The organism is uncultured Plantibacter sp., from assembly GCF_963518075.1.
Taxonomy (GTDB): domain Bacteria; phylum Actinomycetota; class Actinomycetes; order Actinomycetales; family Microbacteriaceae; genus Plantibacter; species Plantibacter flavus_A.
Window position 1 is genome coordinate 1 of sequence record NZ_CAUQHZ010000015.1, and the last position, 15101, is coordinate 15101.

General features: G+C 70.4%; 14 protein-coding genes. 13 read left to right on the plus strand and 1 reads right to left on the minus strand.

The window, feature by feature from the left end; all coding sequences use genetic code 11:
- From RWN05_RS15475 to RWN05_RS15495, 5 genes are all read left to right on the plus strand, one after another.
- Window positions 1-484: S1 RNA-binding domain-containing protein (locus RWN05_RS15475; RefSeq protein ID WP_314140212.1), on the plus strand; the 484-nt coding region annotated here is incomplete at its 5' end.
- A 255-nt stretch (window positions 485-739) separates the two neighbouring features.
- On the plus strand, window positions 740-1888 hold the full coding sequence (gene pdhA, locus RWN05_RS15480) for a pyruvate dehydrogenase (acetyl-transferring) E1 component subunit alpha (protein ID WP_314140213.1): 1149 nt from the start codon (window positions 740-742) through the stop codon (window positions 1886-1888).
- The gene (locus RWN05_RS15485; protein WP_314140214.1) at window positions 1885-2931 is read left to right on the plus strand and encodes an alpha-ketoacid dehydrogenase subunit beta; all 1047 of its coding nucleotides are present in this window, start codon (window positions 1885-1887) and stop codon (window positions 2929-2931) included. The genes pdhA and RWN05_RS15485 overlap by 4 nt, the downstream gene beginning before the upstream one ends.
- Window positions 2928-4286 carry a dihydrolipoamide acetyltransferase family protein gene (locus RWN05_RS15490; RefSeq protein WP_314140215.1) on the plus strand — a complete coding sequence of 453 codons (1359 nt, stop codon included), beginning with the start codon at window positions 2928-2930 and terminating at the stop codon, window positions 4284-4286. The genes RWN05_RS15485 and RWN05_RS15490 overlap by 4 nt, the downstream gene beginning before the upstream one ends.
- Window positions 4287-4404: 118 nt before the next feature.
- Window positions 4405-4782 (plus strand): VOC family protein, encoded by a 378-nt coding sequence (locus RWN05_RS15495; RefSeq protein WP_064294462.1) that lies wholly within the window; start codon window positions 4405-4407, stop codon window positions 4780-4782.
- Between the two features lie 15 nt (window positions 4783-4797).
- Here the strand turns inward: RWN05_RS15495 and RWN05_RS15500 are convergent, their stop codons facing one another.
- On the minus strand, window positions 4798-5430 hold the full coding sequence (locus tag RWN05_RS15500; protein WP_071262320.1) for a TetR/AcrR family transcriptional regulator: 633 nt from the start codon (window positions 5428-5430) through the stop codon (window positions 4798-4800).
- Between the two features lie 72 nt (window positions 5431-5502).
- Between RWN05_RS15500 and RWN05_RS15505 the strand changes: the two genes are divergently transcribed.
- The 8 genes from RWN05_RS15505 (at window position 5503) to RWN05_RS15540 (ending at window position 15061) form a co-directional block, all read left to right on the plus strand.
- Entirely contained in the window at window positions 5503-7143 is a 1641-nt protein-coding gene (locus tag RWN05_RS15505; protein ID WP_399543084.1) for a carboxyl transferase domain-containing protein, read from the plus strand.
- Between the two features lie 4 nt (window positions 7144-7147).
- Window positions 7148-9259 carry a biotin carboxylase N-terminal domain-containing protein gene (locus tag RWN05_RS15510; RefSeq protein ID WP_314140219.1) on the plus strand — a complete coding sequence of 704 codons (2112 nt, stop codon included), beginning with the start codon at window positions 7148-7150 and terminating at the stop codon, window positions 9257-9259.
- Window positions 9256-10422, plus strand: coding sequence for an acyl-CoA dehydrogenase family protein (locus tag RWN05_RS15515; RefSeq protein WP_314140221.1), 1167 nt, complete (start codon window positions 9256-9258; stop codon window positions 10420-10422). The genes RWN05_RS15510 and RWN05_RS15515 overlap by 4 nt, the downstream gene beginning before the upstream one ends.
- Window positions 10423-10429: 7 nt before the next feature.
- The gene (locus tag RWN05_RS15520) at window positions 10430-10927 is read left to right on the plus strand and encodes a MaoC family dehydratase (protein WP_314140222.1); all 498 of its coding nucleotides are present in this window, start codon (window positions 10430-10432) and stop codon (window positions 10925-10927) included.
- A complete protein-coding gene (locus RWN05_RS15525; protein WP_314140223.1) occupies window positions 10924-11769 on the plus strand; it encodes a CoA ester lyase in 846 nt (281 codons plus the stop codon). The genes RWN05_RS15520 and RWN05_RS15525 overlap by 4 nt, the downstream gene beginning before the upstream one ends.
- Before the next feature lie 171 nt (window positions 11770-11940).
- The gene (locus RWN05_RS15530; RefSeq protein WP_079002693.1) at window positions 11941-13020 is read left to right on the plus strand and encodes an aldo/keto reductase; all 1080 of its coding nucleotides are present in this window, start codon (window positions 11941-11943) and stop codon (window positions 13018-13020) included.
- A 70-nt stretch (window positions 13021-13090) separates the two neighbouring features.
- A complete protein-coding gene (locus RWN05_RS15535; protein WP_314140224.1) occupies window positions 13091-14458 on the plus strand; it encodes a pitrilysin family protein in 1368 nt (455 codons plus the stop codon).
- On the plus strand, window positions 14459-15061 hold the full coding sequence (locus tag RWN05_RS15540; protein ID WP_071262315.1) for a histidine phosphatase family protein: 603 nt from the start codon (window positions 14459-14461) through the stop codon (window positions 15059-15061).
- Window positions 15062-15101 lie beyond the last annotated feature (40 nt).

The following is a 15101-nucleotide window of genomic DNA, read 5'->3' on the forward strand; positions in this document are numbered from 1 at the left end:
GATCCCCGTCGACAAGATCGGCGAGCTGATCGGCCCGAAGGGCAAGACGATCAACTCGATCCAGGACGAGACCGGCGCCGACATCTCCATCGAGGAGGACGGCACCGTCTACATCGGCGCCGTCGACGGCCCGTCGGCCGAGGCCGCTCGTGCCCAGGTCAACGCGATCGCGAACCCCACCAACCCGGAGGTCGGCGAGCAGTTCCTCGGAACCGTCGTCAAGATCGCCGCGTTCGGCGCGTTCGTCTCGCTGCTCCCGGGCAAGGACGGCCTGCTGCACATCTCCGAGGTCCGCAAGCTCGCCGGTGGCAAGCGTGTGGAGAACGTCGAAGACGTGCTCGGCGTCGGCCAGAAGATCCTCGTCGAGATCACGAAGATCGACGACCGCGGCAAGCTCTCGCTCGCTCCGGTCGTCGCCGATGAGGCCGACACGCACGGCAGCGACGCTGCCAGCGAGGGTCCTGAGGCCCCGGCCGAAGGCTAGATCTCGGTCGAACGGTCGTTTGCTCGGGAGGGGACTCCAGAGCAGGCCCCGGCCGAGGGCTAAGCCGCAGGCTGCATCCGAACGCCCGTCCCGCTTCCGCGGGGCGGGCGTTCGCCGTTGCGCGGAGTGTCGACGGTTGAGCGCCAGGGTGATCCGGCGTAGCCTCGGACCACCTCGCGACGACGCGAGGGCACGGCATCGCTCACGAGGCACCGCCGTGAGGTCACCGAACTCAAGGCGGCGTGCATCGTGTCGATGGAGACTCACACCCAATTCCCGCAGGATTCCGACGAGCGGGGCGGTGATGCACGCGAACCGGTCCCGGTCAACCACGGGTGCGTCCAGCTCCTCGATCCGGACGGCGTCCGCCAGGAGGACGCCCTGTACGACCTCTTCGTCGCCGACCTCGGTCACGCCGAGCTGCTCGCGCTCTACGAGGACATGGTCGTCACACGACGCGTCGACACGGAGGCGACCGCCTTACAACGGCAGGGCGAGATCGGTCTGTGGCCGCCGTCGCTCGGGCAGGAGGCCGCCCAGGTGGGGTCGGCGCGGGTCCTGCGGCGCGGGGACTTCGTCTTCACGAGCTACCGCGAACAGGCCGTGGCGTACTGCCGTGGCGTCGAACTCGACCAACTGATGGCGATGTGGCGGGGGACCGCGCTGTCGGGCTGGGATCCGTTCGCGGTCGGCATGGCGACGCCGGCGGTCATCATCGGTGCCCAGACGCTCCATGCCACGGGCTACGCGATGGGCTGTCAGCGCGACGGGTCCGACGCGGTGGCCGTGGCCTACTTCGGCGACGGCGCGACGAGTCAGGGCGACGTGAACGAGGCGCTGGTGCTGGCCGCCAGCTTCCAGGCACCCGTGGTCTTCTTCTGCCAGAACAACCAGTACGCGATCTCCGAGCCCGTCGGGCTGCAGGCCCAGCGCCCCATCGCGGACCGGGCGCCGGGCTTCGGGGTGCCGAGCATGCGGGTCGACGGCAACGACGTGCTCGCCGTGACGGCGGCGATGCGGATCGCCGTCGACCGCGCACGTTCCGGTGGTGGGCCGACCTTCATCGAGGCCGTCACCTACCGCATGGGGCCGCACACCACCTCGGACGATCCGACGCGGTACCGGGACGAGAGCGAGGTCGCGTCGTGGCGTGCGAAGGATCCGATCGCCCGGCTCGAGCGTCTGCTGGAGTCCGAGGGGGCCCTCGACGAGACGGCCCGAGCCCACGTCGCGTCCATCGCCGACGCCGCGGCCGCCCGGGTCCGTGCGGGGTGCCTCGCCTTGCCTGCCCCTGACCCGCTCTCGCTCTTCGACGAGGTCTACGCCACCGCCCACCCCGGGCTCGAACGGCAACGCGAGGAGTACCGCTCGTACCTCGCGATGTTCGACGGTGGTGCCCGATGACCACGCTCACCCTCAGCAAGGCGATCAACGCCGGACTGCACCACGCCCTCGCCGATGACGACCGGGTCCTGTTGCTCGGCGAGGACATCGGCCGACTCGGCGGGGTGTTCAGGGTGACCGACGGCCTCCAGGCGGAGTTCGGTGCCGATCGCGTCGTCGACATGCCGCTGGCGGAGTCCGCGATCATCGGAGCGGCGATCGGTCTGGCGTTCCGAGGCTTCCGCCCGGTGTGCGAGATCCAGTTCGACGGGTTCATCTATCCGGGCTTCGACCAGATCGTCGCGCAGTTGGCGAAGCTGCACTACCGGACGAAGGGTGCCGTGCGGATGCCGGTCACCATCCGCGTGCCGTACGGCGGGGGCATCGGCGCCGTCGAGCACCACTCCGAGTCCCCGGAGGCGTACTTCGCGCACACGGCGGGACTGCGCGTGGTGACGTGCTCCGACCCCCAGGACGCGCACACGATGATCCGTCAGGCGATCGCGTGCGACGACCCGGTGCTGTTCTTCGAACCGAAGCGGCGGTACTGGACGAAGGGCGAGGTCCTCGACGACCTGCCCGCCGATCCGCTCGCGTTCACCCGCGCGCGGACCGTTCGCGCCGGCACGGACGCGACGTTGGTCGCCTACGGTCCGCTCGTCCAGACGGCGCTCGAGGCTGCGGAGGCTGCGGCCGACGAGGGGGTCGACCTGGAGGTGATCGATCTCCGATCCCTCGCACCTCTCGACGTCGACGCGGTCGCCGCCTCGGTCGAGAAGACCGGGCGACTCGTCATCACGCACGAGGCGCAGCGTTCCGGCGGCATCGGAGCCGAGTTGGCGGCCTCGATCACCGAACGCTGCTTCGACCTCCTCGAAGAGGCTCCGGTGCGGGTGACGGGGTTCGACACGCCCTATCCCGCGTCGGTGCTCGAGGACCATTTCCTGCCGGACCTCGACCGGATCCTGGACGGGGTGGATCGCGCACTGGGGCGTCGGTCCTCCGCCTCGGCCGCGGGCAGGGTCGAGGCCCGGCCTGTGACCGGTGGGGAGGGACGGCGATGAAGCGGTTCTCCCTACCCGATCTCGGTGAAGGTCTGACCGAGAGCGAACTCGTGTCCTGGCGCGTCGCCGTCGGCGACCACGTCGAGCTCAACCAGGTGATCGCCGAGGTCGAGACCGCGAAGGCGCTCGTCGAACTGCCCGCGCCGACCGCCGGCGTGGTCACGAGGCTTCACGTCGAACCGGGGACGACGGTCCTCGTCGGCGAAGCGCTCGTCGACTTCGCGCCCGATGGTCAGACCGCTCCGCCCCCGTCGGTCCCCGAGGCGGACCGGGCGGAGGTCGACCTCCCGAGTGGGGCGGCGGACCGCGAGCCGGTCCTCGTCGGCTACGGCCCTCGCACGGCGAGCGGTGAACGGCCACGGCGCCGTGCGCGGTCCGTCGACGATGACACACCTGCCCCGGCGCACACCGTACCGGTGCACACCGCCCCGGTGCCGGAGCGTTCCCGGCCTCGCGCGACACCACCGGTCCGGCGACTCGCCCGCGATCTGGGCGTCGACCTCGGAACGCTCGTCGGCACCGGTGTCGGTGGTCGGATCGCGCGTGAGGAGGTCGAGCGCGCCGCGACCGGCCCGAGTGGGCAGCTGCCGGAGCGTGCTCGCGGAGCGGGAGCGGCGCCGGCCGGGACCCCAGCGACGCCGGCCACGGCGGCCGACGGGTCGGTGCGTCGGCCGATCACGGGGGTCAGGCGCCGCACCGCCGAGGCGATGGTGAACAGTGCGTTCACGGCTCCCCACGTGACGGAGTTCCTGACGGTCGACGTGACGCCGACGATGTCGCTGCTGGACGCGCTCGCCCGCTCGCCTCGGACCGGGGACCACCGGGTCAACATCCTGACCGTCCTCGCCAAGGCGGTGTGCATCGCCGTGAGACGCACCCCCGCGGTCAACGCGAGCTGGGACGAGGCTGCCGGGGAGATCGTCGAGTACGGGCACGTCGGACTCGGGATCGCCGCAGCGACGCCGCGGGGCCTCCTCGTCCCGAACATCGCACGGGCCGAGGAGCTCAGCCTGTTCGAACTCGCGGACGCCTTGGCGGACCTCGTCCGCACGGCCCGCGAGGGACGCACCGCTCCGGCGGAACTGCGAGGGGGGACGATCACGATCTCCAACGTCGGCGTCTTCGGTGTCGATGCGGGGACGCCCATCCTCAACCCCGGTGAGGCGGCGATCATCGCGCTCGGCGCCGTCCGTCGCCAGCCGTGGGAGTTCGAGGGGCAGGTCGCGCTGCGACACGTCGTGACGCTGTCGCTCTCGTTCGACCATCGGCTCATCGACGGAGAGCAGGGGTCCCGGTTCCTCGTCGACCTCGGGACGATGCTGTCCGATCCGCCGATGGTCCTGACGATGGTGTGATCGTCGAGTCCAGGCCCTCGCGCTCGCCCGCCCCGGCGGCCGTTCGGGCCTGGACGCGACGACCGCGACGTGGCATCGTGCATCGTGTACGCATCGGGAATCAGCGAGGGAGCGGCTCATGGTCACGTACACGGATGTCTTCAGCGGGTTCTCGGTCGACGACATCGACGCGGCGAGGACGTTCTACCGGGACGTCCTCGGTCTCACGGTCACCGACAACGCCATGGGGTTCCTGGACGTGGCGCTGCCCGCCGGCGGGTCGGTGCTCGTCTACGGCAAGCCGGACCACACACCGGCCTCGTTCACGGTGCTGAACCTCGTGGTCGACGACATCGACACGGCGGTCGACGAGCTGCAGGCGCGCGGTGTGGTGACGAAGCTCTACCCCGACGACGTCCTGCCGACGGACGCGAAGGGGATCATGCGCGGGAACGGCCCGGACATCGCCTGGTTCACCGATCCAGCGGGGAACGTCCTGTCCGTGCTCGTCGACTGAACCCGTCCCGCATCCTCACGCGGCGAGCAGGGCGGCCAGCGCCATCCGCTCGAGCATCGAGCGCACCGCCTCCCGGTCGGGTGTCCCGACCTCGTTCCTGCCGCGGGAGGTGCTGTGGGACGTGGAGTTGATCAGTCCGAAACCCGCGAGCGCGCGGACCCGCAGTTCCGCCGTGGGGATCGTGGGATGCAGCGTCGTGAGGACGTCCACCCACCGCTCGACGTACCGCCGCTGGAGGGTGCGGACCGCGCGGCGGTCGTCCGGTGCCAGGCTGTCGAGGTCGTGGTCCTGGATGCGGATCACGTCGGGGTCGTCGAGGGCGAACGCCGCGTGGAAGCTGACCAGCGAACGCAGTGCCCGATCGCTGTCCGGAGCCTGCTCGACCTCCCGGGTCCCGCCGTCCAGCAGATCCTGACTGACACCGATGAGGAGTGCTGCGAGGACGGCCTGCTTGCTCGGGAAGTGGCGGTAGACGGCGGGTCCGCTCATACCGACGGCGGTTCCGAGGTCCTCCATCGACACCCCGGTGAAGCCGCGCTCGGCGAACAGGCCGGCCGCTGACCGCAGGAGGGCCGAGCGACGGGCGGCCTTCGCCTCCGAGCGCCCGAGGTGCGGTGGGCTCGGGGACGATGTGTCACGACCGGTCATCGGATCTCCTCGGGGTGGACTTTTTCAGTTAGTGAACTGTAACCTCTCTTTGAGTGAGTGGTCAGTAACTGAATGCACTCACGGTCGACGACGACAGGAGCCCGAGTGCCCACCCTCACGAGCGGTGCCGATCCCACCTCAGCCCGATTCCGCGAGCAGGAGGCTGCGCAGCGGGCGCTCGTGACGGTGCTCGAGCAGACGATGGCGACCGCGGCCCTGGGCGGACCGGAAGCGTCGCGGGTGCGGCACGTCGCCCGGGGCAAGCTACTGCCACGCGATCGGGTCGACCGCCTGCTCGACGAGGGGAGCCCCTTCCTGGAGATCGCGCCCCTGGCCGCGCACGGCATGTACGACGATGCGACTCCCGGCGCCGGGGTCATCGCCGGGATCGGCCTCGTCCACGGACGACACGTGCTCGTCGTGTCGAACGACGCGACCGCGAAGGGTGGCTCGTACTTCCCGATGACGGTGAAGAAACACCTCCGGGCCCAGGAGATCGCGGCTGCGAACCGCTTGCCCTGCCTGTACCTCGTCGACTCCGGGGGAGCGAACCTCCCGACGCAGGACGAGGTCTTCCCCGATCGGGACCACTTCGGCCGGATCTTCTTCAACCAGGCCAGGATGTCGGCGGCCGGCATCCCGCAACTCGCCGCCGTACTCGGGTCCTGCACCGCCGGAGGTGCGTACGTCCCCGCCATGAGCGATGAGAACGTCGTTGTGCGCGGTCAGGGCACGATCTTCCTGGGCGGTCCACCCCTCGTGAAGGCTGCGATCGGCGAGGTCGTGACGCCGGAGCAGCTCGGCGGCGGCGACCTCCACGCCCGGGTGTCGGGGGTCACGGACCACCTCGCCGACGACGACGCGCACGCGCTCGACATCCTCCGGGATGCGGTCGCGACGCTGCCGGCGCCCCACCCGCGCGCGTGGGAGGTGCATCCGAGCGTGCCGCCGGTCGTCCCGGAGGCAGAGCTGTACGGCGTCGTGCCGGCGGAGCTGCAGACGGCCTACGACGTCCGTGAGGTGATCGCGCGGCTCGTCGACGGGAGTGACTTCTCGGAGTTCAAGCGGGAGTACGGCGACACCCTCGTGACCGGGTTCGCGAGGCTGCACGGGCACCCCGTCGGCATCATCGCGAACAACGGCGTCCTCTTCAGCGAGTCGGCCATGAAGGGCGCCCACTTCATCGAGCTCGCCGACCAGCGCGGCATCCCGTTGCTGTTCCTCCAGAACATCTCGGGCTTCATGGTCGGCAGTGACGCCGAGGCCGGAGGCATCGCCAAGCACGGCGCGAAGATGGTCACCGCGGTCGCGACCACCCGGGTGCCGAAGCTGACGGTCGTGATCGGCGGTTCGTTCGGCGCCGGCAACTACTCCATGTGCGGCCGGGCCTACGACCCCCGCTTCCTCTGGATGTGGCCGGGCGCGCGCATCTCCGTCATGGGGGGACAGCAGGCGGCGAGTGTCCTCGCGACCGTCAAGCGCGACCAGCTCGAGGCCCGAGGTGAGGCGTGGACCGCCCAGGCTGAGGATGACTTCCGGGCGCCGATCCTCACCGACTTCGAGGAGCAGGGCAATCCGTACTACTCGACCGCGCGGCTCTGGGACGACGGCATCATCGATCCCGCCCGGACCCGCACGGTCCTCGGACTCGCGCTCGAGGTGTGCTCCCGCGCGCCACTGCCGGAACCCGGCTTCGGCCTCTTCAGGATGTGACGGCATGACGATCCAGACACCGAACCGGCCGGGCCAGGCATCCGCGCGTCCCTTCCGCTCCGTCCTCGTCGCGAACCGCGGCGAGATCGCCTGTCGCATCATCCGCACGCTCACAGCGATGGACATCGAGAGCATCGCGGTCTTCAGCGACGCCGACCGCGACGCCCCGCATGTCCGGCTCGCGGACCGCGCCGTCCGCCTGGGACCCGCGCCGGCCTCGGACAGCTATCTCGATGTCGACGCCGTCGTCCGGGCCGCCGTCACGACCGGGGCCGAGGCGGTGCACCCGGGCTACGGCTTCCTGTCCGAACAACCCGCGCTCGCGAGGGCGCTCGCCGCTGCCGGGATCGTCTTCATCGGACCGGACGAGCGCGCCCTGGTCCTCATGGGCGACAAGATCCGGGCGAAGGACCACGTCGCGGCTCGAGGCGTCCCGATCATCGAGGGCGTCGCCGACGCCTCGCTCGACGACGACGCGCTCGTCCGTGCCGGCGTCGCCATCGGCTTCCCGCTCATCGTCAAGCCGGCGGGCGGTGGCGGCGGCAAGGGGATGCAGGTGGTGGAGCGCGCCGAGGAGCTCCCATCGGCCATCGCCTCCGCGCACCGGGTGGCCGAGGCGGCCTTCGGCGACGCCACGCTCCTCCTCGAGCGGTTCGTCTCGAGACCCCGGCACATCGAGGTGCAGGTGCTCGCGGACGCCCACGGTGCGGTCGTGCACCTCGGGGAGCGTGAGTGCTCGCTCCAGCGTCGGCACCAGAAGGTGGTGGAGGAGTCCCCGTCCCCGCTCATCGACGACCGCCAGCGGGAGCGACTCGGCGAGGCGGCCTGCACGGTCGCCCGAAGCGTCGGCTACCGAGGGGTGGGGACCGTCGAGTTCCTCGTCGCCGACGACCGACCAGACGAGTTCGCCTTCCTCGAGATGAACACGCGGTTGCAGGTGGAGCATCCGGTCACCGAGCTCGTCACGGGGCTGGACCTCGTGGAGTTGCAGGTGCGCGTCGCCGCCGGTGAACCGCTGACGATGACGCAGGACGACGTCGTCCTGCGTGGTCACGCGGTGGAGGCGCGGCTGTACGCGGAGGACTCGTCGAGCGGCTTCCTGCCCCAGACCGGGGTGCTCGAACGGGTGCGTCTGCCGCAGGGGCCGGGGGTCCGCGTCGACGGCGGCATCGTCGCCGGGCAGTTCGTCGGCCCGTGGTACGACCCGATGCTCGCGAAGATCGTCTGCTGGGCCGAGGATCGCGGGACCGCGCTCCGGCGACTCGACGCCGCGCTCGCGGCGACGGTGGTCTTCGGTGTCCGCACGAACCTCGGCTTCCTCCGGCGGCTCCTCGCCGACGAGGACGTCGTCGCGGGACGGCTGCACACCGGTCTCATCGCCGAACTGCTCGACGACCGTCCGTCCGACTCGACGTCCGAGCGGATCCTGACCGCCGCGGCGCTCGCCGAAACGGAGGACCGGCGATGCAAGGCCGCAGCGCGGACCGCCGGACTCGGGACGCCGTGGTCGGATCCGGGTGGGTGGCGCCTCGGCGTGGCAGCACCGACGCGACAGCACCTGCGTCTGGACGACGGACGCATCGTCCGCATCGAGGTGCGCGGCTCGAGCGACGACGCGAGCGTCTCCGTCGATGACGCGGCACCGACGCGGGCCGCGGTCCTCAGCCGGTCGGACGGCACCCTGCGGTTCGAGCACGACGGTGTCAGCACCCCCTTGGAGATCGTCCGCGTGGGGGACGAACGATGGATCGCGCTCGACGGTGCCATCAGTGTGGTCGAAGTGGTCCCGCGTGAGGCGCTCCCAGCCGGCGGGGATCCGACCGCGGCCGGTGCGGTCGATCCGGAGGTGCGGACGCCGATGCCCGGCACCGTCACGGCGCTGCACGTCACGAGCGGCGACGCCGTCACCGCCGGTCAGCCGCTCGTCACCGTCGAAGCGATGAAGATGGAGCACCTCCTCACCGCCACGACCGACGGCACGGTCACCCTCCACGTCTCCACGGGTGGCACGGTCGCCACCCGCCAGTCGGTCGCGACGATCGCCGCAGACCACGTCGCAGCCCACCTGAACGCAGCCCCAACCGATGCAGCACCCACGAACGGAGCATCAGCATGAACACCGAGCTCAGCCCCGAGCACCAGCGGATCGTCGACACGGTCAAGGCGTTCGCCGACGAGGTCGTCGCGCCCGCCGCCTACCAGTACGACACCGAACGCCGCCTGCCGTACGACATCATCGCGCAGATGGGGGAGCTGGGACTCTTCGGGCTGCCGTTCCCGAAGGAACTCGGCGGCGGGGGGATGGACTACTTCGCGCTCTGCCTCGCCGTCGAGCAGCTCGGACGCGTCGACCAGAGCATCGGCGTCACCCTCGAGGCCGGCGTCGGCCTCGGAGCCATGCCGATCTACCTGTACGGCACCGACGCCCAGCGCGAGGAATGGATCCCGCAGCTCGCGAGCGGACAGGCGCTCGCCGCCTTCGGCCTCACCGAGGCGCGTGCCGGCAGTGATGCAGGCGCGACGGAGACCACCGCCGAGCTCGTCGACGGTGAGTGGGTGATCAACGGTACGAAGCAGTTCATCACCAACTCCGGGAGCGAGATCACCCGTCTCGTGACGGTCACGGCCGTCACGGGGGAGCGGGTCCGATCCGACGGCCGGGTGACGAAGGAGCTGTCGTCGATCCTCGTGCCGGTCCCGACGCCGGGCTTCACCGCGCTACCGCCCTACGACAAGGTCGGCTGGCACACCTCCGACACCCACCCGCTGCGGTTCGAGGACGTCCGTGTACCGGAGGGCAACCTGCTCGGCGAACGCGGGCGCGGATACGCCAACTTCCTCACCGCGCTCGACGGTGGACGGATCGCCGTGGCCGCGCTCGCCGTCGGAGCCGCCCAGGGCTGCCTCGAGGAGGCGATCCGCTACGCCAAGGAGCGGGTCGTGTTCGGTCGGGCGATCGGCGACAACCAGTGGATCGCCTTCCGGATCGCGAAGATGCAGACGCGGGTCCACACCGCCAGGCAGGCCTACTACGACGCCGCGTCGCGCATGCTCCGGGGAGCGCCCTACAAGATGGAGGCCTCCATCGCGAAGATGGTCGCCGGGGAGGCCGCGATGGACAACGCCCGCGATGCGACCCAGATCTTCGGCGGCTACGGGTTCCTCAACGAGAACCCGGTGGCGCGGCACTACCGGGACTCGAAGATCCTCGAGATCGGTGAGGGCACCACCGAGGTGCAGCTCATGATCATCGCCCGCGAACTCGGCTTCGCGTCGTGAGGTCATGATGACCGACTCGTCCGAGACGTCGTCCGGCCCCGTGATCGAGCAGCGAGGTCTGTACTTCGAGGAGTTCGTGGTGGGTGCGATCTACCGCCATCGCCCCGGGCGCACCCTCACAGAAGCCGACAACGTCCTGTTCTCGACCCTCACGATGAACGGGCAATCATTGCACATGGATGCCGCGTGGTCTGCGACCGGGCCCTTCGGGGAACGGCTCGTGAACTCGATGCTGACCCTCTCGACGCTCGTAGGGCTGTCGGTCGCGCAGCTCACCGAGCAGACGATCGTCGCGAACCTGGGCTTCGCCGACATCGCTTTTCCGAATCCGATGCACCACGGCGACACGCTGTACGCCGAGACGCTCGTGACGGCCAAACGGTTGTCGTCGTCGAGGCCGGGCGAGGGTGTCGTCACCCTGCTCCACACGGGTCGGAACCAGGACGGCGTCGTCGTCGCGACCGCGACCAGGAGCACGCTCGTCCAGTGCTCGGGTGCATCGTGACCGGCGCCGCGGCGTTCGACCTGGGGCCGGCGATCCTCTTCGTCCCGGCGGACCGCCCCGACCGCTTCGCGAAAGCGGCCGCGCGCGCGGACGCCGTCATCCTCGACCTCGAGGACGCCGTGGCCCCGGCCGACAAGCCGGCCGCCCGCCGGGCGATCATCGACCATCCGCTCGATCCCTCACGCACGGTCGTCCGGGTCGACCCGGCTGGCACCGTCGACTTCGACGACGATGTCGCGGCACTCGCGGACACCGCCTATCGCACGGTGATGCTGGCGAAGACGGAGACGACCGCGGCGCTCGACCGGCTCGTGGACGCGATCCCGGACGTCCGGATCATCGCGCTGTGCGAGACCGCTGCCGGTGTCGTGCAGGCACCCGCGTTGGCCGCCCATCCTGCGGTCCTCGCGCTCATGTGGGGCTCTGAAGACCTCATCGCGTCCCTGGGCGGCACGAGTAGCAGACTGGCCGACGGGCGATACCGGGACGTCGTCCGACAGGCTCGCTCCTCGGTGCTGCTCGCCGCGGGAGCCGCCGGAGTGGCCGCGATCGACGCGGTCCACCTCGACATCGACGATCTCGACGGGCTCGCGGACGAGGCGGCGGACGCGGCCGCCGTCGGCTGCATCGCCTCCGCCTGCATCCACCCGGGACAGGTCCCGACCGTTCGCGCCGCCTACCGCCCGGACCCCCGATCGGTGGCAGCGGCGCAGGCCCTGCTCGACGCCGCAGCGGGAGCGGCCGGCGTGTTCCGGCACGAGGGACGCATGGTCGACGAGCCGCTCCTGCGGCACGCGAGATTCGTGCTCGCCCGTGCCGAGGTGGCCGTCGATCCGAGGTGATCGACCGACTCCAGCAATCGTTACGAATCAGTTGCCACCCGGTCGTGATGTCGTCCAGCCGAAGTCGACGGTCTCCTCTAGCCTGGTGAGCAAGCACCGGTCCGTCGCTCCACGCACGGATCCCGACGGTGCAGCGCGTCACCGGTCGGCGGACCGAGAGAGGGGCAGGGGATGCCACACCTCTGGCGCTCGTCGAGCACCCGTGGCAGTTCTCTCGTCGGTGGAGCAGCGGACGGCGTCGACGACGACGCGAGTCGGCGTCCCGAGCAGCTCGTCCCGCACCCGTCCTTCCCGACGCCCGTCCAGGACCCCGAGCCGTCGGAGGCACCGAGGCGCACGATCGGCGACTCCGAGTTGTCGGTCTTCCCGGTCGTGCTCGGCGGCAGCGTGTTCGGGTGGACGGTCGACCCCGACACGACGTCGGACATCCTCGACCGGTTCCACGACTCCGGCGGCAACATGGTCGACACCGCCGACAGCTACGCTGGCGGACGCAGCGAGATACTCATCGGCAACTGGATGCGGAAGCGCCGCAACCGGGACGACATGGTGGTCGCGACGAAGATCGGCCGGCACCCCGACTACCCGGGTCTCGGCTCGGTGAGCATCATCCGTGCGGTCGAGGCGGCGCTCGAACGGTTGCAGACCGACCACATCGACCTGCTGTCCTTCCACGACGACGACCCGAGCATCCCGTTGGCCGACAGCCTCGGGACGGTCGACTGGCTGATCGAGACCGGCAAGGTCCGCTACCTCGGCACCTCGAACACGACCCCCGAGCGGCTGATGGAGGCGCGGATCCTCTCGGCGAGCGGCTTCACCCAGTTCGTCGCGCTCGAGACCCACTACAGCCTCATGCACCGGGAGCCGTACGAGAGCACCCTCGCGCTCGTCGCGACGGCCCAGCACCTCGGTGTCCTGCCCTACTTCGCCCTCGCGAATGGCTTCCTGACGGGCCGCTACCGCACCCGCTCCGACCTCGACCCGAGCACCCGCGGTAGTCGCGCCGCGACCCATCTCCACCGCCGTGGGCTGCGGGTCCTGCACGTCCTCGACGAGATCGCGGAGGAGAACCGTTGCACGGTCGCCTCGGCCGCGCTCGCCTGGGCCATGTCACGTCCCGGCGTCGTCGCGCCCATCGCGAGCGCGTCCCAGCCGGCTCACGTCGACTCGCTCATCGCGGCGGCCGACGTGCGGCTGAGTCGTGGGCAGATCCTCGAGCTCGACCGCGTCTCCGGTCGCTTGCGCTGAGTCGACCGGCGGGCGCCCGTGCACCGACGCTCGCGCGCGACGCCCGGGAACCTGACGTATGGTTGGGGTGATGAACGCCGCCGTCGACTTTCCGCTCACTCGTCCCGAGCTCGCGTTCACCGCATCCGGGGACGCGCTCGTCCGCCGGACGGTCCTGCCCAACGGGCTGCGCATCCTGAGTGAACACATGCCGGGCAGCCGCAGCGCCACGATCGGCTACTGGGTGGCCGTCGGTTCCCGCGACGAACAACCGGCGACCGCTGATCGACCGGCGACCTTCGGCTCGACGCACTTCCTGGAGCACCTCCTGTTCAAGGGCACGCCGTCGCGTTCCGCCCTCGACATCGCGGTCGCGTTCGACGCCGTCGGCGGCGAGCACAACGCGCTCACGGCCAAGGAGCACACCTGCTACTACGCCAAGGTGCGCGATCGCGACCTGCCGATGGCGGTGGACGTCATCACCGACATGCTCACCTCCTCGCTGCTCGACCCGGAGGAGTTCGAGAACGAACGCGGCGTCATCCTCGAAGAGCTCGCGATGATGGACGACGATCCGGGGGACGTCGCCAACGAACGGTTCTTCGAGCGCGTGCTCGGCGAGCACCCGCTCGGGCGTCCGATCGGCGGTCACCCGCAGTCGATCATCGAGGTCGGCCGGGACGCCGTCGTGGCGCACTACCGGGCCAACTACCGCGCGAACGACGTCATCGTCACGGCGGCCGGCGCGGTCGACCACGACGCGCTCGTCGCCCAGGTGTCCGAGGCGCTCGTGCAAGCGGGCTGGCCGGCGGACGCGGTGGCCGCACCGGTCGCGCGTCGGACGCTCGCTCCTGCTGCCATCGTCGGGGGCTCGCCCCTCTCGGTCGTGCACAGACCCACCGAGCAGGTCCACCTGCAGATCGGCGGAGCGGGCCTCATCGCAGGCGATGAGCGACGATTCGCCATGAGCATGCTCAACTCCATCCTCGGCGGCGGCATGTCCAGCCGCCTGTTCCAGGAGATCCGCGAACGACGCGGGCTCGCCTACTCGGTGTACTCGTTCGCCGGCAGCTACTCGGACGCCGGCGTCTTCGGCCTCGCTGCAGCCTGCTCCACGGCGAAGGCGGCGACCGTCGCCGAACTCATGCTCGCCGAGCTCCACCGGCTCGCCGAGCACGGCGTGACGGACGAGGAGCTGTCGCGCGCGCTCGGGCAGCTGAGCGGCGCCTCGGCGCTGGCGCTGGAGGATTCGGACTCGCGGATGAGCCGCCTCGGTCGAGCGGAGCTGACCCTCGGTGAGTTCATCGACCTCGACGAGAGCATCCGTCGCCTGCAGTCGGTCGGTCAGGACGACGTCCAGCAGCTCGCGCAGCACCTCGCCGCGCAGCCCATCACGGTGTCGGCGGTCGGAGCCGTCGACGAGGACACCTTCGCTCCGATCATCGCGGGGGTGCGTTGAATGTCCCATTACCTGTATCTCGTCAGACACGGCGAGCAGCAACACGCTGAGCACGGCTTGCCCGACGGACCGCTGTCGGCACGCGGTCGGCGCCAGGCGCAGCTGCTCGCGGAGCGCCTCGGCGGTGTCCCGATGACCGCGGCGTGGCACTCGCCGTTGCAGCGTGCCGCGGAGACCGCCCAGATCATCGCCGAGCGGATGCCGGCCGTCACACCGGAGCCGTCGTCGCTGCTCTTCGACTGTGTCCCGAGCGGTCGCACACCGGAGACGCCGTCGGCGTTCGACCCCTTCTTCGGCTCGATCACCGAGGCGGAGATCGAGGCGGGCGAAGCGCAGATGGCCGACGCCGCGGCCGAGTTCCTCTCGCCGAAGCGCGGTGACCACCACGAGCTGCTCATCACGCACAACTTCGTGATCGGGTGGCTCGTCCGCGAGGCGCTCCAGGCTCCCGCATGGCGCTGGGTGAGTATCAACCAGGCCAACGGCGGACTGACGGTACTGCACCAGCGCGCCGGGCGTCCGTGGAGCCTCATCACCCACAACGACCTCGCGCACCTCCCCATGGAACTCCGCACGGGACTTCCCGAGCCGCACATCGTCTAGTCGGCGGCCCGCCTCCTCCCGGACGGGCAGCACGTAAGCT

Coding starts and splice junctions, on each gene's coding strand:
- RWN05_RS15490 (WP_314140215.1), top strand. CDS start 2,928: ATGAAGCGGTTCTCCCTACCCGATCTCGGTGAAGGTCTGACCGAGAGC.
- RWN05_RS15485 (WP_314140214.1), top strand. CDS start 1,885: ATGACCACGCTCACCCTCAGCAAGGCGATCAACGCCGGACTGCACCAC.
- RWN05_RS15495 (WP_064294462.1), top strand. CDS start 4,405: ATGGTCACGTACACGGATGTCTTCAGCGGGTTCTCGGTCGACGACATC.
- RWN05_RS15540 (WP_071262315.1), top strand. CDS start 14,459: ATGTCCCATTACCTGTATCTCGTCAGACACGGCGAGCAGCAACACGCT.
- RWN05_RS15500 (WP_071262320.1), bottom strand. CDS start 5,430: ATGACCGGTCGTGACACATCGTCCCCGAGCCCACCGCACCTCGGGCGC.
- RWN05_RS15520 (WP_314140222.1), top strand. CDS start 10,430: ATGACCGACTCGTCCGAGACGTCGTCCGGCCCCGTGATCGAGCAGCGA.
- RWN05_RS15515 (WP_314140221.1), top strand. CDS start 9,256: ATGAACACCGAGCTCAGCCCCGAGCACCAGCGGATCGTCGACACGGTC.
- RWN05_RS15530 (WP_079002693.1), top strand. CDS start 11,941: ATGCCACACCTCTGGCGCTCGTCGAGCACCCGTGGCAGTTCTCTCGTC.
- RWN05_RS15505 (WP_399543084.1), top strand. CDS start 5,503: ATGCACTCACGGTCGACGACGACAGGAGCCCGAGTGCCCACCCTCACG.
- RWN05_RS15535 (WP_314140224.1), top strand. CDS start 13,091: ATGAACGCCGCCGTCGACTTTCCGCTCACTCGTCCCGAGCTCGCGTTC.
- pdhA (WP_314140213.1), top strand. CDS start 740: ATGGAGACTCACACCCAATTCCCGCAGGATTCCGACGAGCGGGGCGGT.
- RWN05_RS15510 (WP_314140219.1), top strand. CDS start 7,148: ATGACGATCCAGACACCGAACCGGCCGGGCCAGGCATCCGCGCGTCCC.